This is a genomic window from Geodermatophilus sp. SYSU D00663, assembly GCF_054050655.1.
In genome coordinates, this window is sequence record NZ_JBJGZT010000001.1 from 76,067 (window position 1) to 102,645 (window position 26,579).

Here is a 26,579-nt window from a genome sequence, read left to right on the forward strand (position 1 = left end):
TGACCTCGGTCACGCCACCCTCCCGGGTGACCTCCGGCTACGGCTACTCTGCACGAAGTCACAGAAAGCGACTTGTCGACTTCGTGAGGTAATCACTCCGTGCGCCACCGGTCTTCCCCGCCGTCCGCCCGCCACGCCGCTCGGGTGGCACCCCGGCGCCCGCCGCGGCGCCGGGGCCGCGCCCGCCGCCTGCTGCCGGTCCTGCTGGTCGTCCTCGTCGTGGGCGGCATCGCGTTGCTCGTGCCGCTCATGGCCGCCGGCCGGGGCGGGCTGTCGACGGCGGAGTCCGCGGTGACCTCCGCGGCGGACGCGGTGGAGGACGGCGCGGAGGACGGCGTGGAGGTCGGCGCCGAGCGCACCGGCGTGGTGACGATGGGCGTGGACGGCGCCCCGACCACCGCTCCGGGGACGGCACCCGGCGCGCCGGGCTCGTCGGCGGCGGACTCCCCCGCGCCGGGCTCGTCCGCGCCGGACACCCCCGCGCCGGGGACCTCCTCGTCGGCGGGCCGCTCCACCGCGTCAGGCGGGTCGTCGTCGGCGCCCTCGTCGTCCTCGGCCGGGACCTCGTCGTCCGCGTCCTCGTCGTCCTCGTCCTCGTCGTCCTCGTCCTCGTCCTCGTCCTCCGTGCTGCCCGGGTCCCCGGCCCCGGCGCCGGGCGGGTCCTCCTCGTCGGCCGGGTCCTCGTCGTCGGCCGGGTCCTCGTCGTCGGCCGGGTCCTCGTCGTCGGCCGGGTCCTCCGCGTCGGCGGCGGGGTCGGGGACGCAGACGCCGCCTCCGTCGTCGGAGCCCGCACCGGCGCCGGTGGCCCGGACCGCCGCCGCCCCGGCCGACCCCTCCGCGGAGGCCGCGGTGCTGACCCTGGTCAACCAGGAGCGCGCCGCCGCCGGGTGTGCGCCGGTGGTCGCGGACGCGGCGCTGGCCGCCGTCGCCCGGGCGCACAGCGCGGACATGCGCGACCGCGGCTACTTCTCGCACGACACCCCCGAGGGGCTCGACCCGTTCGACCGGGCCCGGGCCGCGGGCGTCGGCAACGCGCGGGCGGAGAACATCGCCCAGGGCCAGCCCGACCCGGCCGCGGTGATGGCGGCGTGGATGAACAGCCCCGGCCACCGGGCGAACATCCTGAACTGCTCGCTGACCGAGCTCGGCGTGGGCGTGGCCGAGGGCTCCGGCGGCCCCTGGTGGACCCAGCTCTTCGGCGCCTGACCGCCGGCGCCGGGTGATCACGCCGGGTCAGGAGGGCTGTCAGCGTTCCGCTGGCACTGCTGGGTCCGGGGTGATCACCGGTCGAGGGCGCGCGCCAGGTCGCGGAGCAGGTCGTCGGGCCCCCGGAGGTCGCCCTTCGTCACGAAGTGGACGCGCCAGCCGGCGGACGTCAGCCCGTTGAGACGGCGCCGGTCCCGCGGCAGCTGGTCGGGCGCCCCGTGCCAGGCGCCGTCGTACTCGAGCGCGAGCCGGTGCTCGGGCCAGGCGAAGTCGACGCGGGCGACGAAGCGCCCTGCGCACCGGACCTCGTACTGCGCCACGGGGAGGGGCAGGCCGGACCGGTGCAGGAGGAGTCGCAGGCGCGTCTCCTGGGGCGACTCGGCGAGCCCGTCGGCGAGTGCCACCGCCCGGCGGGCGTACGCGCTGCCACGGCACCGGGGCAGCGCCGCGACCGCGGCCCGCACGGCAGCGAGGTCCGCGACGCGGGCGCGGACCAGTCCGTCGAGCAGGACGACGGCCTCGTCCGTCCCGTCCCGCCGGACGAGGTCCACCGCCGTCCGCACACGCGCGGTCCAGCGCAGCCAGGATCCGTCGTGGACGACGTCCCCGCGCAGCGGAGCGCTCCGCACCGCGACTCCGGGTCCCGGGCTCCAGCGTCGCCCTGGCGGCACGACGACCTCCACCGGGTCCTCGGCTCCCGCGAGGTCAGCGGCGCCCCAGAGCACCGCCGCGGTCCGCCCACCCAGCGCGGCGGACCGGGGCATCACCAGGCTGACCCCGCGGGCCATCAGCCGGTGGTCGACGGGCAGCCCGGCATCGGCGTAGACGTCCTGGCGCAACCGGCGCCAGGCCCCGCTCCGCAGCTCGTCCTTCGTCAGCACACCGGCCGCCACCGCCCACGTACCCCGGAACACCCGTCCGTGGAGCAGTGGTGGGCGGCGGGGCGCGACGGGCACCGGTGGAGCCTGCCCGGCGCCGGTCGTTCGGCGTGCCCGCTGTCCACAGCCTCGCCCACCTCGGGTCGGGAGGGCGCTCGACGCCCGCGAGTGCCCGCCGGACCCGAGGTGATCACGCGGCCCCGAACGCGAGCGGCCCCCTCACCCCAGGGTGAGGGGGCCGCCGGCGTCAGCGACTACGTCAGGCCATGGCCTTCTGCAGGTTGCTGTCGATGGCCGCCAGGAAGTCCTGGGTGGTCAGCCACGGCTGCTCCTTGCTGATCAGCAGCGCCAGGTCCTTGGTCATCTGACCGCCCTCGACGGTGTCGATGCAGACCTTCTCGAGGGTCTCGGCGAACCGGGTGACCTCGGGGGTGCCGTCCAGCTTGCCGCGGTGGGCCAGGCCCCGCGTCCACGCGAAGATCGACGCGATCGGGTTGGTCGAGGTCTCCTTGCCCTGCTGGTGCTGGCGGTAGTGCCGGGTCACCGTGCCGTGGGCGGCCTCGGCCTCGACGGTGCGGCCGTCGGGCGTCATGAGCACCGAGGTCATCAGGCCCAGCGAGCCGAAGCCCTGCGCGACGGTGTCGGACTGGACGTCGCCGTCGTAGTTCTTGCACGCCCAGACGTAGCCGCCCTCCCACTTGAGGGACGCGGCGACCATGTCGTCGATGAGCCGGTGCTCGTAGGTGATGCCGGCCTGCTCGAACTGGTCCTTGAACTCGGTCTCGAAGATCTCGGCGAAGATGTCCTTGAACCGGCCGTCGTAGGCCTTGAGGATCGTGTTCTTCGTCGACAGGTACACCGGGTAACCGCGCTGCAGGCCGTAGTTCATCGAGGCCCGGGCGAAGTCGCGGATGGACTCGTCGAGGTTGTACATCGCCAGCGCGACGCCGGCCCCGGGCGCCTGGAAGACCTCGTGCTCGATCGGCGCGGAGCCGTCCTTCGGCGTGAAGGTCACCGTCAGGGTGCCCTCGCCGGGGAAGCGGAAGTCGGTGGCGCGGTACTGGTCACCGAAGGCGTGACGGCCGACGATGATCGGCTTGGTCCAGCCCGGCACCAGCCGCGGCACGTTCTGCATGATGATCGGCTCGCGGAAGATGACGCCGCCGAGGATGTTGCGGATCGTCCCGTTCGGGGAGCGCCACATCTTCTTGAGGCCGAACTCCTCGACCCGCGCCTCGTCCGGGGTGATGGTGGCGCACTTGACGCCCACGCCGTGCTTCTTGATCGCGTTGGCGGAGTCGACGGTGACCTGGTCGTCGGTGGCGTCGCGGTGCTCGATGCCCAGGTCGTAGTACTCCAGGTTGACGTCGAGGTACGGCAGGATCAGCTGGTCCTTGATGAACTGCCAGATGATCCGGGTCATCTCGTCGCCGTCGAGTTCGACGACGGTGCCCTCGACCTTGATCTTGCTCACGTCAGACATTCCCTCTCTGCAGCCCCGGCCCGTCGGGCCGGGAGTCGGTCAGGTCGCGGTGCAGTCGCTCTACAGCTCCGCGACGTCGGCCTGCTTGGCGCGCACGGCCTCGGCCGCCTCGCGCAGTCCGGCCAGCTCGCTCTCGGTGAGGTCCCCCTCGACCACCCGGCGCACACCCGCGCGCCCGATCTCGGCCTCGACGCCGAGGTAGACACCGGAGATGCCGTACTCGCCGTCGACCCAGGCGCACACGGGCATGACGGCGCCGGAGTCCTCCATGACGGCGCGGGCCATCCGGGCCGCGGCCGCGGACGGCGCGTAGTACGCCGACCCGGTCTTGAGCAGCGCGACGACCTCCGCGCCGCCGTTGCGGGTGCGCTGCACGAGGTGCTCGACGCGGTCGGGGGCCAGGACGTCGGCCAGCGGCTTGCCGTCGACGGTGCAGCGCGAGGGCACGGGCACCATCGTGTCGCCGTGCGAGCCGAGGGTCAGGGTGCGCACCGAGGACACCGGGACGCCGAGCTCCTCGGCGACGTTGTTGGTGAACCGGGCGGTGTCGAGCATCCCGGCCTGGCCCATCACCCGCTCCTTCGGGAAGCCGGTGGCCAGCTGCGCCAGGGCGGTCATCTCGTCCAGCGGGTTGGACACGACGATGACGACGGCGTCCGGCGAGGTCCGCGCGACGTTCTCGGAGACGTCCCGGACGATCTTCGCGTTGGTCTCGATGAGGTCCATCCGACTCATGCCGGGCTTGCGCGGCAGGCCGGCGGTGACGACGACGACGTCGGACCCCTCGGTGCCCTCGTACGAGCCGCCGCCGACGCCGACGACCCTCGTCTCGAAGCCCTCGATCGGCCGTGACTGGTTGATGTCGAGGGCCAGGCCCTCGGGCTTGCCCTCGACGATGTCGGTGAGGACGACGGTCTCGAAGACGTCGTACTCCGCGAGCCGGAGGGCGGTGGTGGAGCCGTAGAAGCCGGCACCGACGACGGTGACCTTGCCGTTCCTGGGCTGCTCTGCCATGGGCGTCAACCTAGACCCGGGACCCCGGTCGCCGCGCCCGCGGGCCGACGCTCAACTGCCCGGGACCGCGAGGGCCAGCGCCGACAGCGCGACCCCCGTCCCGGCCATGAGGACGACGTCGACCGGCCGGCTGCGGACGGCGAGGAATCCGACCCGGCGGACGGGGAGCACCAGCCGCAGCACGCCCGCGCCGACGAGCGCCAGCCCGACCACCAGCAGGCCGCGCCGCCAGTGCTCCAGCGCCACCATCCCGAGCCCCACCGCGACCACGACCAGCACCGCGAACAGCGGCAGCTGGCGCAGCAGCCCGGCCAGGAACGGCCGGCGCAGGTACAGCGGCGGGCGCGTCATCAGGCGCTGAGCACCTCGTCCGCGGCGGCGCGCTCGGCGGCCAGCACCACGTTCTGCAGGAGCATCGCCCGGGTCATCGGCCCGACCCCGCCGGGGTTGGGCGCCACGTGCCCGGCCACCTCGACGACGTCCTTCGCGACGTCACCGGCGATTTTCCCGTCGACCCGGCTGACGCCGACGTCGAGGACCGCGGCGCCGGGCTTGACGACGTCGGCCGTGACCAGGCCCGGCACGCCCGCGGCGGCGACCACGACGTCGGCGGTGCGCAGGTGGGCGGCCAGGTCCCGGGTGCCGGTGTGGCAGAGGGTCACCGTGGCGTTCTCGGTGCGCCGGGTGAGCAGCAGCCCGAGCGGGCGGCCGACGGTGATGCCGCGCCCGACGACGACCACCTCCGCGCCGGCCACCGGGACGTCGTACCGGCGCAGCAGCTCGACGATGCCGACCGGCGTGCACGGCAGCGGCCCGTCGACGCCGAGCACCAGCCGGCCGAGGTTGACCGGGTGCAGGCCGTCGGCGTCCTTGGCCGGGTCCATCGCCTCGAGGACGGCGTACTCGTCGACCTGGCGGGGCAGCGGCAGCTGGACGATGTAGCCGGTGCACGCGGGATCGGCGTTGAGCTCCTCGACGACGGCGAGGACGTCGGCGAGCGTGGCGGTGGCCGGCAGCTCGCGCTGGATGCTGGCGATGCCGACCTGCGCGCAGTCGGAGTGCTTGGCGTTGACGTACCAGCGGCTGCCCGGGTCGTCGCCGACCAGCAGCGTGCCCAGGCCGGGCCGGTGCCCGGCCGCCGTCAGGGCCGCGACCCGCGCGGTGAGCTCCTGCCGGATGGTGGCTGCGGTCGCCTTGCCGTCGAGGATCGTCGCGGGCACCCCGACAGTGTGCCGGAGGCGCCTCCCCGCCGACCGCCGCGGCCCTACGCTTCAAGGTGAGCCCCCGCACGGCCGGATCCCTCGAGGAGAGCTGATGACCGAGCGCGACCCGTCCACCCGGCAGCTCGGGGCCGACTGGCGGGAGCAGACCACGCCGGGTCTGGCGCCCGTGGCCGGCGCGTCCGCGGGGGGCCCCGGCGCGTACGGCCAGGCGGGCCCGAACCCGTACACGACGCCCAGCTACTCCGACCGGCCGGTGCCGGTGCGCGGGCCGGACTCGCTCGGCGGGCTGCTGCTCATCCTCGCCGGCATCGCCGCCGCGGTGAGCCTGCCGCTGCGCTGGCTGGCGCGGGCCGGCGACACCGGTTGGGGTCTCGTCGGCCGCGGCTTCGACGAGGCGGACGCCGGCTTCGGCGCCCTGGTGGACTCCGGCTTCTGGCAGCCGCTCGCCGTCGTGCTGGGCGGGGGCGTGCTGTTCCTGCTCGGCGTCCTGCTGTGGCTGCCCGCCCGGACGCACCGCCTCCTCGGCGTCCTCGCGCTGTTCGTCAGCGCGCTGGCGATCGCCGCGGTGCTCGTGCCGTTCGCCGCGGAGGACTGGGACCCGGCGGCGTTCGGCGTCGGCTTCTGGTCCGCCTGCGCCGTCGGCGTCCTCGGCCTGCTCGGCGCGCTCAAGGCCATGCTCACCGGCCCCCGCTACCGCTGACGGTCCCGTGACACTGCCGTCCCACCGGACGGCACCGCGGCCAGGAGCCGTCCCCGGCCCGTGTCGGGCCGCTCCCGGCGCTCGGTCGCGGGAGCCTCCGGCCCCCGCTCCTCCCGCCGCCCCCGGAGTGCCCGGCTCAGCCCTCGACGAGGGCGCCGTGGGCGCGGGCGACCTGCACCGCCTGCACGAGGTCGATCCGGACGCCGGTGAGCTCCAGGCCCCGCCAGGGCCAGGCCTCGGTGGCCGCGCCGCGCAGGTCGGTGCCGCGCAGCTTCGCGCCCTGCAGGCGGGCGCGGTCGAGGTCGGCGCCGGTGAGGTCGCACTCGCGCAGGTCGGCGTCGGTGAGGTCGGCCTCGCGGAACCGCTGACCGGACAGGTCGCTGCCGGACAGGTCGACGCCGCGCAGTGACGTCCAGCTCCAGTCGGAGTCGGTGCTGGTCAGCGGCCGCAGGACGGCGCCGGGGAACTGCGAGCCGGTGAGCTTGCAGCCCTCCCAGACGGCGTCGATCAGCCGGGCGCGGTCGAACCGGCAGGACAGGAACGCGCTGCCGCGGTGCCGCGACCCGCTCATCCGCACGCCGGTGAGGACGCAGGAGTCGAACACGCAGCGGCGGGTGACCAGCTCGGTGAGGTCGGCGTCGTCGAAGCGGCAGCGGGTGAAGGTGACGCCGTCGAGCTCGGCGCCCCACCAGTCGACGCGCGCGAGGTCGGCGTCCTCGAGCTCCTCCCCCGGCTCCGGCGGACGGACGTGGGGCCGGCCCCCCGGTGCGCCCGACCTCAATGCGCGAAGTGGCGGGTGCCGGTCAGGTAGAGCGGGACGCCGGCCGCCCGCGCCGCCGCGACGACCTCCTCGTCCCGCACCGACCCCCCTGGCTGCACCACCGCGCGCACCCCGGCGTCGAGCAGCACCTGCAGGCCGTCGGCGAAGGGGAAGAACGCGTCCGAGGCGGCCACCGACCCCGCGGCCCGATCCCCCGCCCGCGCGACCGCCAGCCGCGCGGAGTCCACCCGGTTCACCTGGCCCATGCCGACGCCGACGGTCGCCCTGTCGTGGGCGAGGAGGATCGCGTTGCTCTTCACCGCGCGGACCGAGCGCCACGCGAACACGAGGTCGTCGAGGCCGGCGGCGTCCAGCGGCTCGCCGCACGCCAGCGTCCAGGTGGTCGGGTCGTCGCCGGCGGCGTCGATGCGGTCGGCGCTCTGCAGCAGCAGCCCGCCGCCGACCGGCCGCAGCTCGACCGGGGGCCGGCCGGCCTCGGGCAGCCGCAGCAGCCGGATGTTCTTCTTCGCCGTCAGCACCTCGACGGCGTCGGCGGTGAACGACGGCGCGACGACGACCTCGGTGAACACGCCGGCCACCTGCTCGGCCATCGCCAGGTCGACCTCCCGGTTGGCCGCGATGACGCCGCCGAACGCCGAGACCGGGTCACAGGCGTGCGCCTTGCGGTGGGCGGCGGCGACGTCCGGACCGACGGCGATCCCGCACGGGTTGGCGTGCTTGACGATCGCCACGCAGGGGTCGTCGTGGTCGTGCGCGGCCCGCCACGCGGCGTCGGTGTCGACGTAGTTGTTGTAGGACATCTGCTTGCCGTGCAGCTGCTCGGCGTGCGCGATCCCCCCTGTCCCGGCGCCCGGCTCGCCGCTGCGGTACAGCGCCGCCCGCTGGTGCGGGTTCTCGCCGTAGCGCAGCACGTCGGCGCGCTCCCAGGACGCGCCGACCCAGGACGGGAAGCCGGACTCGTCGTCGGGGGCGAGCACCTTGCCCATCCACGAGGCGACGGCGATGTCGTAGGTGGCGGTGTGCCGGAAGGCGGCCACGGCCAGCCGCTGCCGCTCGGGGAGGGTGAAGCCGCCGGCGGCCACGGCGGCGAGGACGTCGCCGTACCGGGCGGGGTCGACGACGACGGCGACCGACGGGTGGTTCTTCGCGGCCGCGCGCACCATCGCCGGGCCGCCGATGTCGATCTGCTCGACGCACTCGTCCGGGGTCGCGCCCGAGGCCACGGTCGCGGTGAAGGGGTAGAGGTTCACGACGACGAGGTCGAAGGCGGCGACGCCGAGCTCCTCGAGCTGCGCGACGTGCTCGGGCTTGCGCCGGTCGGCGAGGATGCCGGCGTGCACGGCGGGGTGCAGCGTCTTGACCCGCCCGTCGAGGCACTCGGGGAAGCCGGTGACCTGCTCGACCGGGGTGACCGCGATCCCGGCGTCGGCGATCCGCCGCGCGGTGGCCCCGGTGCTGACCAGCTCCACGCCGGCATCGGCCAGGCCGCGGGCGAGCTCCTCGATCCCGGTCTTGTCGTAGACGCCCAGCAGGGCTCTGCGGATGGGGGTCCGGCTCTCGGTCATCGCGGGCTCTCCTCCGTCGTCCCGGTGACGAGTCGCGCCACCGTCTCCACCAGGAGCGTCCGCTCCACGGCCTTGATGCGTTCGTGCAGGCGGTCCTCGTCGTCGCCCGGCAGCACCGGCACCTCGCGCCGGGCGAGCACCGGGCCGGTGTCGACGCCGGCGTCGACCAGGTGCACCGTGCTGCCGGTGACGTCCACGCCGGCGGCCAGCGCGTCGCGGACGGCGTGCGCGCCCGGGAACGCCGGCAGCAGCGCGGGGTGGGTGTTGACCAGTCGGCCCTCGTAGCGGGCCAGGACGGCGGGACCGACGATCTTCATGAACCCGGCGGACACCACCAGGTCGGGCTCGTGCGCGGCGATCGCCTCGGTCAGCGCGCGGTCCCAGGCGGCCCGGTCGGGGAAGTCGCGCAGCGCGACGGTGAACGTCGGCAGGCCGCGGCGGCGGGCGTGCGCGAGCCCGGCGGCGTCGCGGTCGGCGCCGACGGCGACCACCTGCGCCGGGTAGCCGGGGTCGTCGGCGGCCTCGAGCAGCGCCGCGCACAGCGAGCCGGTGCCCGAGATCAGCACGACGACCCGCGCCCGCGGGGAGGACTCGGGGCCGGGCACGTCCGCGACCCTATCGACGGCGCCGGGGGCCTCAGCCGAGGGACCGCCAGCGCGCGGTGGCCGCCCCGACCGCCGCGGCGACGCCGGCCTGCAGCGCGAAGGAGAGCGCGGTGGCCACGGGCGGCGCGCCGACGTCGGCGAGCGCGCCGTCGCCCAGCGAGCCGCCGGCCACCGCGGCGAGGACGCCCACGCCCAGCCCCAGGACGACGCCGGCCGGCACGCCCCACAGGCCGGCGACCACCGAGCCGCCGTCGTCGTCGGTCATGCGGCGGCCCAGCGCCACCCCGGCGACCAGCCCGGCCAGCGCCGGGACCGCCTGCGAGACGAACGCCAGCAGCGGCACCGCCTGGGTGTCGGGCAGCGCGGCCAGCAGCGGGAACGCCGGCACCGGACCGAGGCTGATCCCGTGCACCGAGACGACGGTGCCGGCGCCGACGGCGAACCCGGGCCCGGCCGCCACCCCGAGCGCGGCCGCGGCGGCGTTGGGCAGCAGCAGCGCCCCGAGCGCCAGCGTGCCCACCGCACCGGCCCCGGAGCCGCCGAGGGCGCCCGCGACCGCGGCGTAGCCGGAGGCGTCCGCGGCCAGCGCGACGGCGACGACGGCGAGACCCAGTGCGCCCGCGGCGAGCAGCCCGGCGAGGACGGCGGGCAGCAGGGGCCGCACCGGCCCGGGCAGGCGGTCCAGGACGCCGTCGAGCAGGTCGCCCTCCCGGAGCACGCCCCAGCCGACGGCGACCGCGGCGAGGACGGCGGCGCCGAGGCCGCAGCGCAGCAGGTCGGTGCGGGCCCCGGGCCCGTCGACGACGAGCCCGAGGAGGACCGCCAGCAGCGCGTGCACCGCGACCGCGGTCGCCACGACCCCGGCGGCGGCGCGGGCGCCGGCGGGCTCGGCGACGCGCAGCACGCCCCGCCCGGCCCGGTCGAGCCCCCAGGCGACGGCGAGGGTGAGCAGCAGCGGCGCGAGGACCAGCGGCCCCGACGGCAGGTCGAGCCCGCCGCCGTTGGCCAGCAGCCACAGCCGGCCGCCGACGCGGGCCGCGCTCGGGACCGAGAACCCGCCTGCGGGATCGAGCGTCTCGACCACCACGACCGCGAGCCCGAGCCCGAGCAGCCCGAGCAGCGTGACCGCGGCCGTGGCGGCGGCGGTCAGCGCGGCCGGGTACCAGGGCCGCCCGGCACCGGGGCCGCGCTGTCCCGGCACGGGCAGGCGCGCCAGCAGGGAGACCACGTCCCCACTCTCGCAAGCGTCCCCGCCGTCTGTCCGCCGCACGCGCCGGGAGGGGCGCCGGAACGGCGCCGAGGGCCTGCGGCAGTGCCGCAGGCCCTCGTCGGGACGGGTGCGCCCGTGACGGAGCGCGGTCGGATCAGGGCTGGCCGTGACCCGAGGCGGAGGAACCGCCGTGCTGGCCGGAGGAGTGCTGACCGGGGTCCGTGACCGGCGAGGGGGTGTACGGCTGACCGTGGCCCGGCTGCCCGGGCTGCCCGGGCTGCCCGGGCTGCCCCGGCTGGCCCCACGGCTGCGCCGGCTGGCCGCCGTAGGGGGCGGGCCGGCCGTACGGGCCCGGGGCGCCGTACTGGCCGGGAGCCGCCGGCGGGCCCGGGGCGCCGCCCTGGCCGATGCCGAAGTCCGGCGCCTGCTGGTTGGCCCACTGCGCGGCGCCGGCGAGGGCGCCGGGCAGCGCCGGCCTGTTCCGCATCTCCGGCAGCAGCCGCAGGAACGCGAACACCGCCACCGCGACGGTGACCAGGAAGCCGAGCAGCGCGAACACCGAGAAGCCGGCGTCGAAGGTCTGGATCCAGGCGATCAGGGTGAGCAGCGCGGCCAGCCCGGCCAGGCCCACGGTGATCCAGCTGCGCGGGAAGCCCAGGTCCAGCTGCACGAACGCCGGCAGCAGCGCCCACACGCCGGCCAGGAGCAGCAGCACGAAGCTGAAGGTCACCAGGCCGCTGACCTCGAAGCCGGAGAAGCTGTAGCTGATCTCCGGGACGTCGAAGCCGGGGACGTCGAAGCCGAAGTCGTCACTGCTGGAGAAGGTCGCCCACGGCAGCAGCGCGAGGACCAGGTAGACCAGCGCGCCGGCGGCGACGACGTAGTCGGCCGTCCTCAGGCGCCCGAGGTCGAAGCCCGCACCGGCCGGGCGCGGGGCCTGGCCGTACGGCGACGGGGCGCCGGGCGGCGGCTGCTGGCCGTACGGCTGCCCGTAGGGCTGCGGCGCGCCGTGGGGCTGCTGGCCGTGGGGCGGCTGCTGCCCGTAGGGGGCCTGCTGGCCGTAGGACGGCTGTCCCTGAGGAGCACCGTAGGACGGCGGCTGCTGCCCGTACCCCGGCGGCCCGTACCCCGGCTGGCCGTACCCCGGCTGGCCGCCCGGTCCCGGCTGCCCGGGCATCCCGGGCTGCTGAGGCGGCTGACTGGACGTCATCGTTCGACTCTCCCTCGTCACATCGGTACGGCGTCGCGGATGCTCTCCCCCGTCGTCGACGGGCTGCAACCTCGCCACGCTCGCCCCTCACCACGAGGGGCGAGATCGTGACCGCCCCGCAACCCGTCCCCGGGAAGCGGAACTGCCCCGGCTCCTGGGGAGGGGCCGGGGCAGTCCACGGGGGGGCGATCAGGCGCCGACGAGCTCCCGCATGAGGCGGGCGGTCTCCGACGGCGTCTTGCCGACCTTGACCCCGGCGGCCTCGAGGGCCTCCTTCTTGGCCTGCGCGGTGCCGGCCGAGCCGGACACGATGGCGCCGGCGTGGCCCATCGTCTTGCCCTCGGGCGCGGTGAACCCGGCGACGTAGCCGACGACCGGCTTGGTCACGTTGGCCTTGATGAAGTCGGCCGCGCGCTCCTCGGCGTCGCCACCGATCTCACCGATCATGACGATGGCCTCGGTCTCCGGGTCGTCCTGGAAGGCCTGCAGGCAGTCGATGTGCGTGGTGCCGATAACCGGGTCGCCGCCGATGCCGACACAGGTGGAGAAGCCGATGTCCCGGAGCTCGTACATCATCTGGTAGGTCAGCGTGCCGGACTTGCTGACCAGGCCGATCTTGCCCTGCTTGGTGATGTTGGCCGGGATGATGCCGGCGTTGGAGCGCCCGGGGCTGATCAGGCCGGGGCAGTTCGGGCCGATGATCCGGGTGGCGCCGCCCTGGGCGTGGGCCCAGAAGTAGGTCGAGTCGTGCACCGGGATGCCCTCGGTGATGACGACGGCGAGCCCGATCTGGGCGTCGACGGCCTCGATGACCGCGCCCTTGGCGCCGGCCGGTGGCACGAAGATGACGCTGACGTCGGCGCCGGTCTCCTTCATGGCCTCGGACACGCTGCCGAACACCGGCACGCTGGCGCCCTCGAAGTCGACGCGCTCGCCGGCCTTCTTCGGGTTCACGCCACCGACGATCGCGGTGCCGGAGGCGAGCATGCGCTGGGTGTGCTTGCGCCCCTCCGAGCCGGTCATGCCCTGGACGATGACCTTGCTGTTCTCGTTGAGGAAGATCGACATCTCTTCAGGTCCTGTCTGGAGGTGAGGGAACGGCCCCTTTCCAGGGGCCCGCCCCGAGCCTGCGAGGGGTGGGGAGGGAAGGGTCCTTCCTCAGGCGGCGAGCTCGGCGGCCCGGCGCGCGGCGCCGTCCATCGTGTCCACCAGGGTCACCAGCGGGTGGTTCGCCTCGGCGAGGATGCGCCGGCCCTCCTCGACGTTGTTGCCGTCGAGCCGGACGACCAGCGGCTTGGTCGCCTCGTCGCCGAGGATGCCCAGGGCGCTGACGATGCCGTTGGCGACGGCGTCGCAGGCGGTGATGCCGCCGAAGACGTTGACGAACACGCTCTTCACGGCCGGGTCGGAGAGGATGATCTCCAGGCCGTTGGCCATGACCTCGGCCGAGGCGCCGCCGCCGATGTCGAGGAAGTTGGCCGGCTTGACCCCGCCGAACTCCTCGCCCGCGTAGGCGACGACGTCGAGGGTGCTCATGACCAGGCCGGCGCCGTTGCCGATGATCCCGACCTCGCCGTCGAGCTTGACGTAGTTGAGGTCCTTCTCCTTGGCGCGCGCCTCGAGCGGGTCGGCCGAGGCGGAGTCCGCGAGCTCGGCGTGCTGGGGGTGCCGGAAGGAGGCGTTCTCGTCGAGGGTGACCTTCGCGTCGAGCGCGAGGACGGTGCCGTCGGGCGCCTTGGCCAGCGGGTTGACCTCGACGAGGGTGGCGTCCTCCTGGGCGAAGGTCTCCCACAGCTGGACGGCGATGGCGATCACCTGGTCGCGCACCTCGGGGGCGAACCCGGCGGCGTCGACGATCTCGGCGGCCTTCTGCGCGTCGACGCCGGTCGTGGCGTCGACGGGGATGCGGGCGAGGGCCTCGGGCCGCTCGACGGCGAGCTGCTCGATCTCCATGCCGCCCTCGACGCTGGCCATGGCCAGGAAGGTGCGGTTGGCGCGGTCGAGCAGGTAGGAGAAGTAGTACTCCTCGGCGATGTCGCTGGCCTGCGCCACCATCACGCGGTGGGTGATGTGGCCCTTGATGTCCAGCCCGAGGATGTCCTGGGCGCGGGCCCTCGCCTCGTCGGCGTCGTCGGCCAGCTTGACGCCGCCGGCCTTGCCGCGGCCGCCGGTCTTGACCTGCGCCTTGACGACGACGGTCTGCCCGATCTCGCGGGCGATCGCCTCGGCCTGGTCGGGTGTCTCGGCCACGCCGCCGGGCAGCACGGGCACGCCGTGCGAGGCCAGCAGGTCACGCGCCTGGTACTCGAAGAGATCCACGAACAGGCACCGTAAACCTCGCGCGTCCCGGCCGCCGCACCGGCACCGGGCCCCGTGCCCCGGGTCACAGGCCCCCGGACAGCCGCCGCAGCGCGGCCACGACGTCGTCGGGGGTGGTGCCGTCGGGGAAGCGGCGCACGTCGGCCGGCAGGTCGCCTCCGCCGTCGTCGCCGTCCCCGAGGACGAAGGCGGTGACGTCGTCGACGCCGGCGGCGGACAGCCGGGCGAGCACCTCGCCGAGCAGCCCCGGCCGCGCCCCGGCCACGCCGAGGGCGTCGGCGTCCTCCTGCACGACCGTCGCGGCCAGCCGCCCGGCCGAGGCGACCTCGCCGGTCAGCACCACCTCGGCGCCGGAGTCGCGCAGCGCGCGGGCGAGGGCGACCGCGCGCGGGTCGTCCCGGCCCTCGGGCCCGGCGACGACGACGCGCAGCCGCTCGCCCGCCGTCACCGGGCGGTCGTGCGGCGCAGCCGCCAGGCGAGCACGGTGAGCAGCGCGTAGCCCAGCCCGGCGGCGAGCAGCCCGGCGCCGGGGACGGTCCACTCCAGCTCGTCGGAGGCGAGGGCGTCGCGCAGCCCGCCGAGGCCGGCGGCGAGCACGGTCACCGCGACGGCGAGGAAGCCGCCGACGGCGGCCAGCCGCGGCCGCAGCGAGGGCGCCAGCACCGAGGCGAGCAGGACGGCGCCGGCCAGCAGCAGCCCGCCGAGCAGCGCCAGCCCGGGCCGCTCCAGGAGCGCCTGCGGGCCCTGCTGCTCGACCACGACCTCCAGGCCGGTGGACGGGTCGTCGACCAGCCGGTCGGGGACGTCGGCGGCCGGCAGCGCCAGGCACAGCACGGTGAGGACGCCGAGCAGCACCGCCGCGCCGGCCAGCGCGCCGCGGGCGGGGTCGAGCGCCCCCCGGTCCTCCATGACCGTGCGGCTCCACGCCGCCGCGGCGCAGACCGCGGCCAGGACGGTCAGCGCGAGCCCGGCGACCTCGAGCCACCAGCCGGCCCCGGTCTCCACCGAGCTGGTGAGCACCCGCTCCCCGGCCAGCACCTCGACGCCGGGACGGACGGTGGAGGCGCTGCCGCGGTAGACCTCGATGAGCAGGGAGCCCAGCGCCAGCACCCCGCCGACGCCGGCGTAGGCCAGCCCGAAGCGCGGCACCCGGCCGGCGGCGAGGCCGGCCCCCACCGCGACGGCGGTCAGCGGGACGACCAGGCCGACCAGCGCGCCGCCGAGCCCGCCGGCCAGCGACAGCTCCCGGCCGCCGACGACGAGGTAGGTCGGGGACAGCGCGGCGACCCCGGCCAGGCCGGCGAGCACGAGCAGCACCCCCGCGGTGCGGGCGCCGCCGGGGAGGTGCCCGACGACGAGCCCGTCGTCCGGGGCGGGAGGGGCGGCCGGGGTGCGGGCCGGGCGCCGGTCCGCGGCCGGGCGGGCGCCGGTGCGCCGCGCCCCGGCGGCCGCGGCCCCCGTGCGGCGGGCGGCACCCGTGGCCCCGGTCCGCCGGGCGCCGTCCCGGGTCCGGTCGTCGCGGGCAGCACTCTCACGGCCGGCCACGGGTCCCCCTTCGTCGAGATGTGTCGCGTTCCGGTCTCGATCTCGTCGAGATCCCCGCATCGTCCGTGTGACCGTCGCCACACCAGGGCATTACCGTCGTGTGAACCGAGCACCACAGCGGTGCTCCGCCGTCGACGGACCCGGGTCCCGGGACACCGCCGGCGGCCGCCGAACGGGAGGACGTCCATGCGCGCGACCGGCGACCCCGGGTGCCGTCCAGAGTGGCACACGGGAGAGCCCTCCCCGGGTACGCCACGGGACGCGCTCCGGGCACTGGTCTCCCCCACCACCGTCGCCGGCGGGCTCACCGAACTGGCCTGGGTCGGGGCGCACGCCCTGCTCTACCCGCTCGGCGCGCGGACCGAGGCCCTGCTGCTCGACCCGCGCTGCCGCCCGGGGGTCCAGCCGGCCGCCGTCCGCGCGCTGTTCGCCGCCGACCCGCTCGCCGCGCGCGTCCCGGTGCTGCTGGTCCACGGGCTCATCGACAACCGGTCGATCTTCACCGTCATGCGCCGCCGACTGCGGCGGCGCGGGTTCACCCAGGTCTGCACCTGGAACTACAGCCCGCTGCTGGGGGACGTCGCCGAGGGCGCGCGCGACCTGGGGGAGCACGTCGAGCGGATCTGCGCCCGGACCGGCCACGACCGGGTGCACCTGGTGGGACACAGCCTCGGCGGCCTCATCGCCCGGCACTACGTGCAGCGCCAGGGCGGGGGCCGGCGGGTGGAGTCGCTGGTCACCCTCGGCACGCCGCACGGCGGCTCGGTGCTGGCCCACCTGCTGCCGACGCCGATGGTGCGCCAGCTGCGGCCCGGGTCGCCGGTGCTCCGGGAGCTCGCCGAGCCGGCGCCGGACTGGTCGACCCCGATGACCGCCGTCTACAGCAACCTCGACCAGATCGTCGTCCCCACCGTGGCCGGCCGGTGCGACCACCCGGACCTGCAGGCGCGCAACGTCCTCGTGAGGGGCGTGGGGCACATGTCGCTGCCGTTCCACCGCGGCGTCGTCGACGAGGTGGCCGCGACGCTGGCCGGGCTGCGGCCGGCCGCCCCCGCGCCGCTCGCCGACGCCGCCTGAGCGGCACCCCACCCCGGGGAGACATGGCGACACGCAGCGTCGCTTCCCCCGGTCGGCCCTGACGGAACGTTACGGTCCGATCACGGCGCCGGTACCCACCGGCGGGCGTCCTCCCAGGCGCCTCCACCGCCGTCGCTCCCCCGACGGGCTGCCCCGTGCAGTGGTCCCGGGAGCGTGGACGAAGGGTGTCCCGTGACCGCGCTCCTCGAGCCCGCGGCGACCGGCCGCCGGGCGACCGGGCCCGACGCGACCGGCCGCATCTCGTCCGGCCCGCTGGGGACCCCGGCCGTGCCGCCGGTCCCGCGGCCCGCGGTGCCGAGCACCGTCCTCCCCGCCCGGGTGGTCGCCCCCGTCACCGCTCCGGCCGAGGACGCCGAGGTCGAGGACGCCGAGGTCGAGGACGCCGAGGTCGAGGACGCTGCCGAGGCCGCCGCCGAGCCGGCCGGCACCGAGCCCGACACCGAGCCCGCCGCGCGGCGCACCGTCCGCCGCCCGCCCGGGCGCCGCGGCCCGCTGTGGCTGGGCGCGCTCGTCGCCGGTGCGCTCGTCGCCGCCGTCCCCGCCCTCACCGGCGGCACCCCGGCCCCGGCCGCCTCGGTGAGCGCCGCCGACTACGGCCTCGGCGCCGCCGACATCGGCCTGACCGGGGACATGGAGGACGCCGGGGTCCGGCAGGGCATCACCCAGGCCGAGGCCGCCGTCCGGCTGTCGGAGCTGGCCGCCTCCCGCGCCGCCCGCGAACCCCGGACCGTCGCGCCGACCACCGGCCGGATGACCACCTGCTTCTGCCAGCGCTGGGGCTCCATGCACTGGGGCATCGACCTGGCCAACTCCCTCGGCACGCCGATCCACTCGGTGACCGACGGGGTCGTGCTGCGCGCCGGCCGGGCCTCCGGGTACGGCAACGCCGTCTACATCCAGGACGCCGACGGCAACGTGCACATCTACGGGCACATGCGCTACTACGACGTCGAGGCCGGCCAGATCGTGCACGCCGGCGACGAGATCGCGAAGATCGGCAACGAGGGCCAGTCCACCGGCCCGCACCTGCACTACGAGATCCACCGCGGCGGCATGACCGGCCGGCCGATCGACCCCGAGGAGTGGCTCGCCGACCACGGCGTCACCCTGTGACCCGGCGTCGCTCCGCTCCTGGAGCTCTCCCCGCGCTCCGGGAGTGCTGCAGCACCCCCGGAGGCCGCGAACGACCCCAGGAGCGCCCCTCCCGCGGCGGAGCGCGGGCCTAGAGCTTGACCAGCGGGGCGTAGCGCAGGACGAGGCGCTTGGTGCCGCCGGAGCCGAAGTCGACCGTGGCCTGTGCCTTGTCGCCGGCGCCGTTGACCTCGACCACCGTGCCCAGACCGAACGCGTCGTGGCTGACCCGGTCGCCGACCTCGACGGAGATCACCGGCCGGTTGCCGCGGCCGCCGCGCAGGCCGCCCGTCGACAGGCCGGTCGCGGCCACCCGCTGCTGCGCCGACGAGCCGGTGCTCGGCGCCGGCGTCGGGTCGGTGCGCGCCCAGTGCACGGTGTCCGAGGGCAGCTCGTCGAGGAACCGCGACGGCGGGTTGTAGGCCGGCTGTCCCCAGCTGGTGCGCACCGTGGCGCGGGAGAGGAACAGCCGCTGCCGCGCGCGGGTGATGCCGACGTAGGCCAGCCGCCGCTCCTCCTCCAGCTCCCGCGGGTCGCCGAGCGCGCGCAGGTGCGGGAACACGCCGTCCTCGAGGCCGGTGAGGAACACGACCGGGAACTCCAGGCCCTTGGCGGTGTGCAGCGTCATCAGCGTGACGACCCCGGCCTCGTCGCCGGAGACGGGGATCTGGTCGGCGTCGGCCACCAGCGAGACCTGCTCGAGGAAGTCGGTGACCGTGCCGCCGGGGTTGGCCGCCTCGAACTCGGCGGCCACCGAGATGAGCTCGTTGAGGTTGTCGACGCGGCCCTCGTCCTGCGGGTCGGTGCTGGCCTCGAGCTCGGCGAGGTAGCCGGTGCGGTCGAGGATGCTCTCCAGCAGCGCGGCCGGGCCCGAGCCGGTCTCGACCAGCTGCTCGAACTCCTCGAGCAGCGCGACGAACTCCTGGACCGCCTTGAGCGACCGCGGCGCCAGCGTGGTGATCTCCGGGCAGCGGCGCAGCGCCGACGGGAACGCGATCCGCTCGCGGTCGGCAAACTGCTCGATGCAGGACTCGGCCTTGTCGCCGATGCCGCGCTTGGGCGTGTTGATCACCCGGCGGAGGCTGACGACGTCGGCCGGGTTGGCGACCACCCGGAGGTAGGCCAGCGCGTCGCGGACCTCCTTGCGCTCGTAGAAGCGCACCCCGCCGACGACCTTGTAGGGCATGCCGACGCGGATGAACACCTCCTCGAACACGCGGGAGGCGTTGTTGGTCCGGTAGAAGACGGCGATGTCCGCGGGCCGGACCGTGCCGGCGTCGACCAGCGCGTCGATCTGCTCGGCGACCCAGGCGGCCTCGTCGTGCTCGTTCTCGGCGACGTAGCCCTCGATCAGCTCGCCGTCGCCGGCGTCGGTCCACAGGTTCTTGGGACGGCGGCCGGTGTTCTTGGCGATGACGGTGTTGGCCGCCTTGAGGATCCGCTGGGTGGAGCGGTAGTTCTGCTCGAGCAGGATCGTCGTCGCGTCGGGGTAGTCGCGCTCGAACTCGTCGATGTTGCGGATCGTGGCGCCGCGGAAGGCGTAGATCGACTGGTCGGCGTCGCCGACGACGCACAGCTCGGCCGGCGGGACCGGCCCCTCGCCCGTGCCGACCAGCTCGCGGACCAGCACGTACTGCGCGTGGTTGGTGTCCTGGTACTCGTCGACCAGCACGTGCCGGAACCGGCGGCGGTAGTGCTCGGCGACGTCGGGGAAGGCCTGCAGCAGGTTGACCGTCGTCATGATCAGGTCGTCGAAGTCCAGCGCGTGCGCCTCGCGCAGCCGCCGCTGGTAGAGCGTGTAGGCCTCCTTGAGCACCTTCTCCGGCGCCGTCTCGGGGCTGAAGGACTCCTCGTCCACCAGCTCGTTCTTCAGGTTCGACACCTGGGCGGCGAGGCTGCGCCCGGGGTAGCGCTTGGCGTCGAGGTCGAGGTCGCGGGCGACCATCGTCATCAGGCGGACCGAGTCGCCCTGGTCGTAGATCGTGAACGACGACTTCAGGCCGAGCTTCGCCGACTCGGCGCGCAGGATCCGCACGCACATCGAGTGGAAGGTGGACACCCACATCGCCCGGGCGCGCGGCCCGACGAGGTGCGCGACGCGCTCCTTCATCTCGCCGGCGGCCTTGTTGGTGAAGGTGATCGCGAGGACCTCGCCCGGCTGCACCCCGCGGGCCCCGAGCAGGTAGGCGATGCGGTGGGTGAGCACGCGGGTCTTGCCCGACCCGGCACCGGCCACGATGAGCAGCGGGCCGCCCTCGTGGACGACGGCCTGACGCTGGGGACCGTTGAGTCCGGCCAGCATGCGGTCCAGTTCCCGGCCGGCCGAGCCGGGAGCGGAACGCTGGAGCGCGGCGGTTCCGGGGAGGGCCTGCTGCACGCTGCTCATAGCCACACCACTGTAGTTCGGACCGACGACGGACCCGTCCCGCGACGGACGCCCTCGTGACCGCCGGGCGTGCTGTGGCACACTCGGCGACGTGCTGATCGCCACCGTCGGCTTTTACTACGGGCACCGGGTTCCGGTGTCCGTCGCCGCCGGCTGAGCAGCCGCCGCAACGAACGCCCCGGGCCCGAGGAGCCCGGGGCGTTTCTCGTTCCCCGGGGTCCGACGGCCGCTCCCCGCCCCGGAGGAACCCGATGACCGCCACCCTGCCGCCCACCGACGCCGACACCCGCATCGCCGAGCTGCGCGGCGAGATCGACGCCTGCGACGCCGAGCTGATCGCGCTGGTGCAGCGGCGGCTCGCCGTCTCGCAGGAGATCGGTGAGCTGCGCCGCGCCACCGGCGGCACCCGGCTGTCGCTGTCCCGGGAGCAGCAGGTGATCGACCGCTTCCGCACCGCCCTCGGCCCGGACGGCGCCGCGCTCGGGATGCTGCTGCTGCGCCAGGGCCGCGGCCGCGTCTAGACGACGGACCCCCTCGCCCCCCACCGCTCGCACGCTCGCGGCGGGCCCTGCGAGGGCCGCCCTGTCACGTTCCGGGCGACTGCGTCGTCTCCATGGACACCCCACCGGAGAGGACGAGGCCGTGACCGAGACCCGCACCGCCCGCATCCCGCTCGACCCGCCGCGCACGCTGCTCACCCGCCTCGTCGACCGGTACTCGCGCCGCCGCTTCGGCGCGACGCTGGACCCCGCCGCGGCGTTCGGGCACCACCCCCGCCTGCTGCTCACCTACCTGCGCCACGAGCAGTCCCTCGCGAAGTGGGACCGGCTGGACCCGACGCTCAAGTCACTCGCGGTCATGTCGGCGGCGGTGACCGTCGGCTGCTCGTGGTGCGTCGACTTCGGCTACTGGGTCGGGACCGCGCACGAGGGCGTGGACCCGGCCAAGCTGCGCGCCGTCCCCGCCTGGCGGGACAGCGACGCGCTCACCGACCTCGAGCGGCGCGTCGTCGAGTACGCCGAGGCGATGAGCACCACGCCGATGGGCGTCACCGACGAGATGGTCGCCGCGCTGCGCCGCGACCTGGACGACGCCGCCCTGGTCGAGCTCACGATGATGGTCGCCGTGGAGAACAGCCGGGCGCGGGCCAACAGCGCCCTGGGCCTGACCAGCCAGGGCTTCCGGGACCGCTGCGAGCTCCCGGCTCCCGCGTGACCGGCCCGCTGCCGGCGTTCGACGCGCACCGGCGGCTGCTGTTCACCGTCGCCTACCAGATGCTCGGCAGCGTGGCCGACGCCGAGGACGTCGTCCAGGACGCCTGGCTGCGCTGGTCGGCGGCCGACCGCGACGACGTGGCCGACCCGCGCGCCTACCTGGTCCGGGTCACCACCCGGCTGGCGCTGGACCGGCTGGACTCCGCCCGCGCGCGCCGGGAGGCCTACGTCGGCCCGTGGCTGCCCGAGCCGCTGCTCACCGACGAGGCCGCGGACCCGGCCGACGAGGCGGTGCTCGGCGAGGAGGTGTCGCTGGCGCTGCTCGTCGTCCTGGAGAGCCTGTCCCCCGCCGAGCGGGCGGTGTTCGTCCTGCGCGAGGTGTTCGGGCTGCCGGCCGCGGAGGTGGCCGCCGTCCTCGGCCGCTCCGAGGCGGCGGTCCGGCAGCTCGGCCACCGGGCGCGGGAGCACGTGTCCGCCCGCCGCCCGCGGTTCGACGCCGACCGGGCGACCCACCGCGAGGTCACCGAGCGGTTCCTCGCCGCGTGCGCGGGCGGCGACGTCGACGCGCTGCTGGCCGCGCTCGCCCCGGACGCGGTCCTGCTGACCGACGCCGGCGGCCGGGCGAAGGCGGCGCTGCGGCCGATCACCGGCGCGGACAAGGTGGCCCGCTTCCTCGCCGCCGTCATCCCCGGAGGGGTGTCGGTGCCGGGACTGCGGATGGTGCTGACCGAGGTCAACGGCCGGCCCGGGGTGGCGGCGTGGACCGGCGGGGAGCCCCTCGCCGCGGTCTCGCTGGTCGTCACCGACGGCCTGGTCCAGCAGGTCCTCGTGGTGCTCAACCCCGACAAGCTGGCGGGCCTGCGGAGGTGAGGTGCGGGAACGGCCTCCTCACAGGGGCCGGCGCCGAGCCTGCGAGGCGTGGGGGGCGAGGAGGCCCGTCACTTAGGCTCCGGCGGTGACCGCCGTCCCGCCCCGGAAGCCCGCCGAGCACGTCGAGCGCGTCCTGTGCGTGCTCGCCCACCCCGACGACGTCGACTTCGGCAGCGCGGGCACCGTGGCGACCTGGACCGCGGCCGGCACCGAGGTCGTCTACTGCATCGTCACCGACGGCGACGCGGGCGGCTTCGACGAGACCCCGCGCGACCGGATGGGCCCGCTGCGGCGGGAGGAGCAGCGCGCCGCGGCCGCCGCCGTCGGCGTCACCGACGTGCGCTTCCTCGGCTACCCGGACGGCCGGCTGGAGCTGACGCTCGACCTGCGCCGGGACATCAGCCGGGTCATCCGGCAGGTGCGCCCGCAGCGGGTGCTCACCAGCTCCCCGGAGCGCTGGTACGAGCGGGTCGGCGCCAGTCACCCCGACCACATGACCGTGGGCGAGTCGACGCTGCGCGCGGTCTACCCCGACGCCCGCAACCCGTTCGCCTTCCCGGAGCTCCTGGCCGACGAGGGCCTGGAGGCGTGGACGGTGGAGGAGGTGTGGCTGGGCGCCAGCCCGCGGGCCGACCACGCCGTCGACGTGACCGACGTCGTCGAGCTCAAGTTCGCCGCGCTCAAGAGCCACGTGACGCAGGTCAGCCACATCCACGACCTCGAGTCCTTCGTCACGGGCTGGATGGCGCAGACCGCCCGCCGCTTCGGCCTGCCCGACGGCCGCCTGGCCGAGGCCTTCCACGTCGTCCACACGGCGTGACCTCGCGGGTCACAGCAACCTGTTGGTCGCCGCCCACCGGGTGAGCTCGTTGCGGTTGGACAGCTGCAGCTTGCGCAGCACGTTGGACGCGTGGGACTCCACCGTCTTCACCGAGATGAACAGCCGCGAGCCGATCTCCCGGTAGGTGTAGCCGCGCGCCAGCAGCTGCATGACCTCGCGCTCGCGGGCGCTGAGCAGGTCCAGGCCGGGGTCGGTCGCCGGGTCCTCGGCGGGCGCGGCCGACGGCGCGCTCGCGGCGAAGGCGTCGAGCACGAAGCCGGCCAGCCGGGGGCTGAACACGACGTCGCCCTCGGCCACCCGCTGCACCGCCGACACCAGGTCCGGCCCGGAGATGGTCTTGGTGACGTAGCCGCGGGCGCCGGCGCGGATGACCGCGATGACGTCCTCGGCGGCGTCGGACACCGACAGCGCCAGCCAGCGCACGTCGGGCAGCTCGGCGCGCAGCGTCTCCAGCACGGTGCGGCCCCCACCGCCGGGCATGTGCACGTCGAGCAGCACGACGTCGGGGACGGTGGCGCGGATGCCGGCGACGGCGGAGTCGACGTCGGACGCCTCGCCGACCACGGTGACGGCGCCGCCGAGCTCGGCGCGCACGCCGGCGCGGACCATGGCGTGGTCGTCGACGACGAAGACGCGGGGGACGCTCACGCGGCGGCCTCGCGGGGCAGCACGAGCTCGACCTCGGTGCCCTCGCCGGGCGCCGAGCGCACCGTCGCCGTCCCGCCCAGGCGGGTGAGCCGGCCGGACACCGAGTCGCGCAGCCCGCGTCGGTCGGCCGGGACGGCGGACGGGTCGAAGCCGGCGCCGCGGTCGCGGACGAACACCGACACCGACTGCGCGCCCACCTCGGTGTAGAGGTCGGCGGAGGTCACGCCGGCGTGCTTGGCGGCGTTGAGCAGCGCCTCGCGGGTGGCCGCGCCCAGCGCCGCGAGCGCGTCGTCGACCGGGGCGTCGCCGACGACGACCGGGTCCACGGTGAGCGCGTGGTCGCCCTCCACCTCGGCGACCATCTCCGAGACCAGCGCGGACCAGGTGCCGCCGCCGGGCGAGGACGCCGGCTCGTACAGCCAGCTGCGCAGCTCCCGCTCCTGGCTGCGGGCCAGCCGCGCGACGGCCTGCTGGTCACCGGAGTTCCGCTGGATGAGCGCGAGGGTCTGCAGCACCGAGTCGTGCAGGTGCGCGGCGACGGCGGCCCGTTCCTCGGAGCGGATGCGGGCGGTGCGCTCGGACTCGCGGGAGTCCAGCAGCCGCCGCCAGAACGGCGCGGTGGCCAGCACGACGCCGACCAGGATGACCAGGGTGGCCACGAAGCCGTTGCGCGCCGCGGCCAGCTGACCCGTCGTCGCGAGCAGCAGGACCAGGCCGATGGCGGCGAGCGCCGCGCCGCCGGCGAGCACCCAGCGGACGCCGGGCCGGGTCAGCGTGCGGTCGGTGTCCAGCTGCCGCCAGATGACGGCGAGCCCGCCGCCGACCAGCAGCAGCGGGGCGATGAGGTCGTTGTTCCCCCACGTCGCCAGGTTGGTGACCAGCACCATCGCGCCGAGGCCGAAGAAGACCAGGCCGACGGTCTGCCGGCGGCTGGGCCGCGGCGCCGTGCCGGGGGCGACCTCGCCCAGCGGCACGAAGAACCACAGCAGCGCGTAGGCGATGACGCCGATGCCGGTCACCGCCAGCGCGACGAACGCCGCGCGGACGACCAGCGGATCGGTGCGCAGGTGCGCCGCCGTCCCCGCCGCGACGCCGGCGAGCATCCGGCCCTGCCGCGGGCGCACGAGCGGCGGCCGGGTCTCCGCCGGGCGGGTCGCCACGGCGGTGGCGCCCGCGGGAGCCGGCGGGGTCCCGGTGGTCAGCGGGGTCTGCGTGGGCACGCCGACGGGCCCGGCCGGCGGGGCGCCGACCGGCGGCCCGCCCGTGCTGGGCGCCGTCCTCGTCACGGCACCGATCGTCGCACCGCGCGCACCTCCCCCGGTACCGGGAAGCCCCCGGACGGGCAGGACCAGGGTCGGATGGGGGCCTTCCCCGATGTCGCGGCGGGCGCCCGCTCGGCACGCTCTGTGCCATGACCGCCGCCTCCCCTCCTCCCGCCCCACCCTTCGATCCCCCGCCCGCACCACGCCCCACGCTCCGGCGCAGCCGCACCGACAAGGTGCTCGGCGGCGTCGCGGGCGGCCTCGCCGAGTACAGCGGCGTCGACGCGCTGCTGTGGCGCGTCGGCTTCGTCGCCCTGACGCTCGCCGGCGGCACCGGCGTCCTCGTCTACGCGCTGCTCTGGCTGCTCATGCCGCGCGGCCCGCGCCGGGCCGGCGTCGACGGGGCGCCCGCCGAGCCGCCGGCGCCCCGCTCCCCCGTCGCCGGGATGACCGTCGCGGGGCTGCTCATCGTCGTCGGCCTGATGGTCCTGGTGACCCGCTACACCGACCTCGACCTCGGCCCCCGCGGCTTCCTCGCCGGCGCGCTGCTCGTCGTCGGCCTCGGACTGGTCGTCTCGGCGCTGACCCGCGGCCGCACGCCGCGCGGCGGGCTGGTCGCGCTGGGCTCCGTGCTCACCCTGGCGCTGCTGTTCACCTCGTCCGTCCCCGCGTGGGACTCCGACGACCGCGTCGGGCCCGGCGGCGGCGTGGGCGACCGCGACTACCACCCGGCGACCGTCGAGGACGTGCGCCCCGTCTACAGCCTGGGCGCCGGCGACATGGACGTCGACCTCTCCCGCATCGACGTCGACGACGTCGACGAGCCGGTCGAGGTGCGCATCGAGCACGGCGTCGGCGACCTCGATGTCACCGTCCCCGACGACGCCGACGTGCAGGTCGACGTCGAGAACGGCATCGGCGACGCCGAGCTGTTCGACCAGGAGGACGAGGACGGCTACTTCCGCGCACCGGGCGGCGACAGCCGGCCCGAGTTCGTCCTGACCATCGACCACGGGGTCGGCGACCTGGAGGTGTCCCGTGCCTGACTACAGCGAGTTCCCCACCACCCCCACCGGCTGGCAGGAGCGCGCGCTGGCCGCCGACTGGCAGCACACCAGCGCCCTCCCGGTCGAGGCCCCCGCCCCGAAGCGGCGGGTGGACCTGGTCGCGCTGGTCCCGGGCGTCGCATTCGTCGTCCTGGCCCTGGTCTTCCTCGCCGGGGTGACCGTGCCGCTGGGCTTCCTCGCCGACGGCGGGCTGCTGTGGCTGCTGCTGGTCGGCGTGGGCGTGGCGCTGATGGTGAGCGAGCTGCGGAGGGCGCGCCGCAGGCGCGGCTGACGACACGGGGCGGCCGTTCCGGGGGCCCGGGGAGCGAGGAGCTCCCCGGGCC

General features: G+C 75.6%; 28 protein-coding genes. 10 read left to right on the forward strand and 18 right to left on the reverse strand.

What is annotated here, in order from left to right:
• Positions 1-92: 92 nt before the first annotated feature.
• On the reverse strand, positions 93-866 hold the full coding sequence (locus ACI79Z_RS00320) for a hypothetical protein (RefSeq protein ID WP_456901362.1): 774 nt from the start codon (positions 864-866) through the stop codon (positions 93-95).
• On the opposite strand from ACI79Z_RS00320, the gene ACI79Z_RS00325 reads away from it, so the two are divergent.
• Positions 850-1,206, forward strand: coding sequence for a CAP domain-containing protein (locus tag ACI79Z_RS00325; RefSeq protein ID WP_456901363.1), 357 nt, complete (start codon positions 850-852; stop codon positions 1,204-1,206). The genes ACI79Z_RS00320 and ACI79Z_RS00325 overlap by 17 nt on opposite strands.
• Positions 1,207-1,280: 74 nt before the next feature.
• Here the strand turns inward: ACI79Z_RS00325 and ACI79Z_RS00330 are convergent, their stop codons facing one another.
• The 5 genes from ACI79Z_RS00330 to ACI79Z_RS00350 all read right to left on the reverse strand — a co-directional run bounded on the left by ACI79Z_RS00330 (position 1,281) and on the right by ACI79Z_RS00350 (position 5,801).
• On the reverse strand, positions 1,281-2,162 hold the full coding sequence (locus tag ACI79Z_RS00330; protein WP_456901364.1) for an endonuclease domain-containing protein: 882 nt from the start codon (positions 2,160-2,162) through the stop codon (positions 1,281-1,283).
• Positions 2,163-2,343: 181 nt separating this feature from the next.
• Positions 2,344-3,558 carry an NADP-dependent isocitrate dehydrogenase gene (locus ACI79Z_RS00335; RefSeq protein WP_456901365.1) on the reverse strand — a complete coding sequence of 405 codons (1,215 nt, stop codon included), beginning with the start codon at positions 3,556-3,558 and terminating at the stop codon, positions 2,344-2,346.
• 69 nt (positions 3,559-3,627) lie between these two features.
• On the reverse strand, positions 3,628-4,581 hold the full coding sequence (gene mdh / locus ACI79Z_RS00340; RefSeq protein ID WP_387987598.1) for a malate dehydrogenase: 954 nt from the start codon (positions 4,579-4,581) through the stop codon (positions 3,628-3,630).
• Between the two features lie 51 nt (positions 4,582-4,632).
• Positions 4,633-4,932 (reverse strand): DUF3017 domain-containing protein, encoded by a 300-nt coding sequence (locus tag ACI79Z_RS00345; protein ID WP_387987600.1) that lies wholly within the window; start codon positions 4,930-4,932, stop codon positions 4,633-4,635.
• Positions 4,932-5,801: a bifunctional methylenetetrahydrofolate dehydrogenase/methenyltetrahydrofolate cyclohydrolase gene (locus ACI79Z_RS00350; RefSeq protein ID WP_456901366.1), complete on the reverse strand. Its 870-nt coding sequence runs from the start codon at positions 5,799-5,801 to the stop codon at positions 4,932-4,934. The genes ACI79Z_RS00345 and ACI79Z_RS00350 overlap by 1 nt, the downstream gene beginning before the upstream one ends.
• Positions 5,802-5,895: 94 nt before the next feature.
• On the opposite strand from ACI79Z_RS00350, the gene ACI79Z_RS00355 reads away from it, so the two are divergent.
• Positions 5,896-6,504 (forward strand): hypothetical protein, encoded by a 609-nt coding sequence (locus ACI79Z_RS00355; protein WP_456901367.1) that lies wholly within the window; start codon positions 5,896-5,898, stop codon positions 6,502-6,504.
• Between the two features lie 136 nt (positions 6,505-6,640).
• Here ACI79Z_RS00355 and ACI79Z_RS00360 read toward each other — a convergent pair whose 3' ends face one another.
• The 9 genes from ACI79Z_RS00360 to ACI79Z_RS00400 all read right to left on the reverse strand — a co-directional run bounded on the left by ACI79Z_RS00360 (position 6,641) and on the right by ACI79Z_RS00400 (position 15,739).
• Complete coding sequence (locus tag ACI79Z_RS00360) at positions 6,641-7,285, reverse strand: pentapeptide repeat-containing protein (protein ID WP_387987606.1); 645 nt, start codon at positions 7,283-7,285, stop codon at positions 6,641-6,643.
• Positions 7,282-8,850, reverse strand: a complete 1,569-nt coding sequence (gene purH, locus ACI79Z_RS00365; RefSeq protein WP_456901368.1) for a bifunctional phosphoribosylaminoimidazolecarboxamide formyltransferase/IMP cyclohydrolase — start codon at positions 8,848-8,850, stop codon at positions 7,282-7,284. The genes ACI79Z_RS00360 and purH overlap by 4 nt, the downstream gene beginning before the upstream one ends.
• Positions 8,847-9,455 carry a phosphoribosylglycinamide formyltransferase gene (gene purN / locus ACI79Z_RS00370; RefSeq protein WP_387987612.1) on the reverse strand — a complete coding sequence of 203 codons (609 nt, stop codon included), beginning with the start codon at positions 9,453-9,455 and terminating at the stop codon, positions 8,847-8,849. The genes purH and purN overlap by 4 nt, the downstream gene beginning before the upstream one ends.
• Before the next feature lie 31 nt (positions 9,456-9,486).
• Complete coding sequence (locus tag ACI79Z_RS00375) at positions 9,487-10,683, reverse strand: cell division protein PerM (RefSeq protein WP_387987613.1); 1,197 nt, start codon at positions 10,681-10,683, stop codon at positions 9,487-9,489.
• A 136-nt stretch (positions 10,684-10,819) separates the two neighbouring features.
• Entirely contained in the window at positions 10,820-11,875 is a 1,056-nt protein-coding gene (locus tag ACI79Z_RS00380) for a hypothetical protein (protein WP_456901369.1), read from the reverse strand.
• A gap of 189 nt (positions 11,876-12,064) precedes the next feature.
• Complete coding sequence (sucD, locus tag ACI79Z_RS00385) at positions 12,065-12,943, reverse strand: succinate--CoA ligase subunit alpha (RefSeq protein WP_456901370.1); 879 nt, start codon at positions 12,941-12,943, stop codon at positions 12,065-12,067.
• A 90-nt stretch (positions 12,944-13,033) separates the two neighbouring features.
• Positions 13,034-14,194 carry an ADP-forming succinate--CoA ligase subunit beta gene (gene sucC / locus ACI79Z_RS00390; RefSeq protein WP_456901371.1) on the reverse strand — a complete coding sequence of 387 codons (1,161 nt, stop codon included), beginning with the start codon at positions 14,192-14,194 and terminating at the stop codon, positions 13,034-13,036.
• A 64-nt stretch (positions 14,195-14,258) separates the two neighbouring features.
• Positions 14,259-14,642, reverse strand: a complete 384-nt coding sequence (locus ACI79Z_RS00395; RefSeq protein ID WP_387987620.1) for a methylmalonyl-CoA mutase — start codon at positions 14,640-14,642, stop codon at positions 14,259-14,261.
• Positions 14,639-15,739: a hypothetical protein gene (locus tag ACI79Z_RS00400; protein ID WP_456901372.1), complete on the reverse strand. Its 1,101-nt coding sequence runs from the start codon at positions 15,737-15,739 to the stop codon at positions 14,639-14,641. The genes ACI79Z_RS00395 and ACI79Z_RS00400 overlap by 4 nt, the downstream gene beginning before the upstream one ends.
• 186 nt (positions 15,740-15,925) lie before the next feature.
• Here ACI79Z_RS00400 and ACI79Z_RS00405 point away from each other — a divergent pair, with 186 nt between their 5' ends.
• Both ACI79Z_RS00405 and ACI79Z_RS00410 read left to right on the forward strand, forming a co-directional pair.
• Complete coding sequence (locus tag ACI79Z_RS00405; RefSeq protein ID WP_387987623.1) at positions 15,926-16,816, forward strand: lipase family alpha/beta hydrolase; 891 nt, start codon at positions 15,926-15,928, stop codon at positions 16,814-16,816.
• A 192-nt stretch (positions 16,817-17,008) separates the two neighbouring features.
• Positions 17,009-17,950, forward strand: a complete 942-nt coding sequence (locus tag ACI79Z_RS00410) for a M23 family metallopeptidase (RefSeq protein WP_387987624.1) — start codon at positions 17,009-17,011, stop codon at positions 17,948-17,950.
• A 109-nt stretch (positions 17,951-18,059) separates the two neighbouring features.
• Here ACI79Z_RS00410 and pcrA read toward each other — a convergent pair whose 3' ends face one another.
• Positions 18,060-20,354, reverse strand: coding sequence for a DNA helicase PcrA (gene pcrA, locus ACI79Z_RS00415; protein ID WP_387987626.1), 2,295 nt, complete (start codon positions 20,352-20,354; stop codon positions 18,060-18,062).
• Positions 20,355-20,605: 251 nt separating this feature from the next.
• Here pcrA and ACI79Z_RS00420 point away from each other — a divergent pair, with 251 nt between their 5' ends.
• The 4 genes from ACI79Z_RS00420 to ACI79Z_RS00435 all read left to right on the forward strand — a co-directional run bounded on the left by ACI79Z_RS00420 (position 20,606) and on the right by ACI79Z_RS00435 (position 23,258).
• Positions 20,606-20,875 (forward strand): chorismate mutase, encoded by a 270-nt coding sequence (locus ACI79Z_RS00420; protein ID WP_456901373.1) that lies wholly within the window; start codon positions 20,606-20,608, stop codon positions 20,873-20,875.
• A 121-nt stretch (positions 20,876-20,996) separates the two neighbouring features.
• Positions 20,997-21,569 (forward strand): carboxymuconolactone decarboxylase family protein, encoded by a 573-nt coding sequence (locus ACI79Z_RS00425; RefSeq protein ID WP_387987629.1) that lies wholly within the window; start codon positions 20,997-20,999, stop codon positions 21,567-21,569.
• Positions 21,566-22,438 carry an RNA polymerase sigma-70 factor gene (locus ACI79Z_RS00430; protein ID WP_387987631.1) on the forward strand — a complete coding sequence of 291 codons (873 nt, stop codon included), beginning with the start codon at positions 21,566-21,568 and terminating at the stop codon, positions 22,436-22,438. The genes ACI79Z_RS00425 and ACI79Z_RS00430 overlap by 4 nt, the downstream gene beginning before the upstream one ends.
• An 85-nt stretch (positions 22,439-22,523) precedes the next feature.
• A complete protein-coding gene (locus tag ACI79Z_RS00435; RefSeq protein ID WP_387987633.1) occupies positions 22,524-23,258 on the forward strand; it encodes a PIG-L deacetylase family protein in 735 nt (244 codons plus the stop codon).
• Between the two features lie 9 nt (positions 23,259-23,267).
• On the opposite strand, the gene ACI79Z_RS00440 is transcribed toward ACI79Z_RS00435, so the two are convergent.
• Together ACI79Z_RS00440 and ACI79Z_RS00445 are read right to left on the reverse strand one after the other, a co-directional pair.
• Positions 23,268-23,927: a response regulator gene (locus tag ACI79Z_RS00440; RefSeq protein WP_387987634.1), complete on the reverse strand. Its 660-nt coding sequence runs from the start codon at positions 23,925-23,927 to the stop codon at positions 23,268-23,270.
• Positions 23,924-25,213, reverse strand: coding sequence for an ATP-binding protein (locus tag ACI79Z_RS00445; protein ID WP_456901374.1), 1,290 nt, complete (start codon positions 25,211-25,213; stop codon positions 23,924-23,926). Before ACI79Z_RS00445 ends, ACI79Z_RS00440 begins: the two co-directional genes overlap by 4 nt.
• A 125-nt stretch (positions 25,214-25,338) precedes the next feature.
• Between ACI79Z_RS00445 and ACI79Z_RS00450 the strand changes: the two genes are divergently transcribed.
• A complete protein-coding gene (locus ACI79Z_RS00450) occupies positions 25,339-26,235 on the forward strand; it encodes a PspC domain-containing protein (RefSeq protein ID WP_456901375.1) in 897 nt (298 codons plus the stop codon).
• Entirely contained in the window at positions 26,228-26,527 is a 300-nt protein-coding gene (locus ACI79Z_RS00455) for a hypothetical protein (RefSeq protein WP_387987640.1), read from the forward strand. Before ACI79Z_RS00450 ends, ACI79Z_RS00455 begins: the two co-directional genes overlap by 8 nt.
• Positions 26,528-26,579: the final 52 nt, after the last annotated feature.

Bases quoted from the DNA above. Each gene is read 5' to 3' on its own strand.
- mdh (WP_387987598.1), bottom strand. From the start codon at position 4,581: ATGGCAGAGCAGCCCAGGAACGGCAAGGTCACCGTCGTCGGTGCCGGC.
- ACI79Z_RS00345 (WP_387987600.1), bottom strand. From the start codon at position 4,932: ATGACGCGCCCGCCGCTGTACCTGCGCCGGCCGTTCCTGGCCGGGCTG.
- ACI79Z_RS00355 (WP_456901367.1), top strand. From the start codon at position 5,896: ATGACCGAGCGCGACCCGTCCACCCGGCAGCTCGGGGCCGACTGGCGG.
- purH (WP_456901368.1), bottom strand. From the start codon at position 8,850: ATGACCGAGAGCCGGACCCCCATCCGCAGAGCCCTGCTGGGCGTCTAC.
- ACI79Z_RS00380 (WP_456901369.1), bottom strand. From the start codon at position 11,875: ATGACGTCCAGTCAGCCGCCTCAGCAGCCCGGGATGCCCGGGCAGCCG.
- sucD (WP_456901370.1), bottom strand. From the start codon at position 12,943: ATGTCGATCTTCCTCAACGAGAACAGCAAGGTCATCGTCCAGGGCATG.
- ACI79Z_RS00405 (WP_387987623.1), top strand. From the start codon at position 15,926: ATGCGCGCGACCGGCGACCCCGGGTGCCGTCCAGAGTGGCACACGGGA.
- pcrA (WP_387987626.1), bottom strand. From the start codon at position 20,354: ATGAGCAGCGTGCAGCAGGCCCTCCCCGGAACCGCCGCGCTCCAGCGT.
- ACI79Z_RS00420 (WP_456901373.1), top strand. From the start codon at position 20,606: ATGACCGCCACCCTGCCGCCCACCGACGCCGACACCCGCATCGCCGAG.
- ACI79Z_RS00450 (WP_456901375.1), top strand. From the start codon at position 25,339: ATGACCGCCGCCTCCCCTCCTCCCGCCCCACCCTTCGATCCCCCGCCC.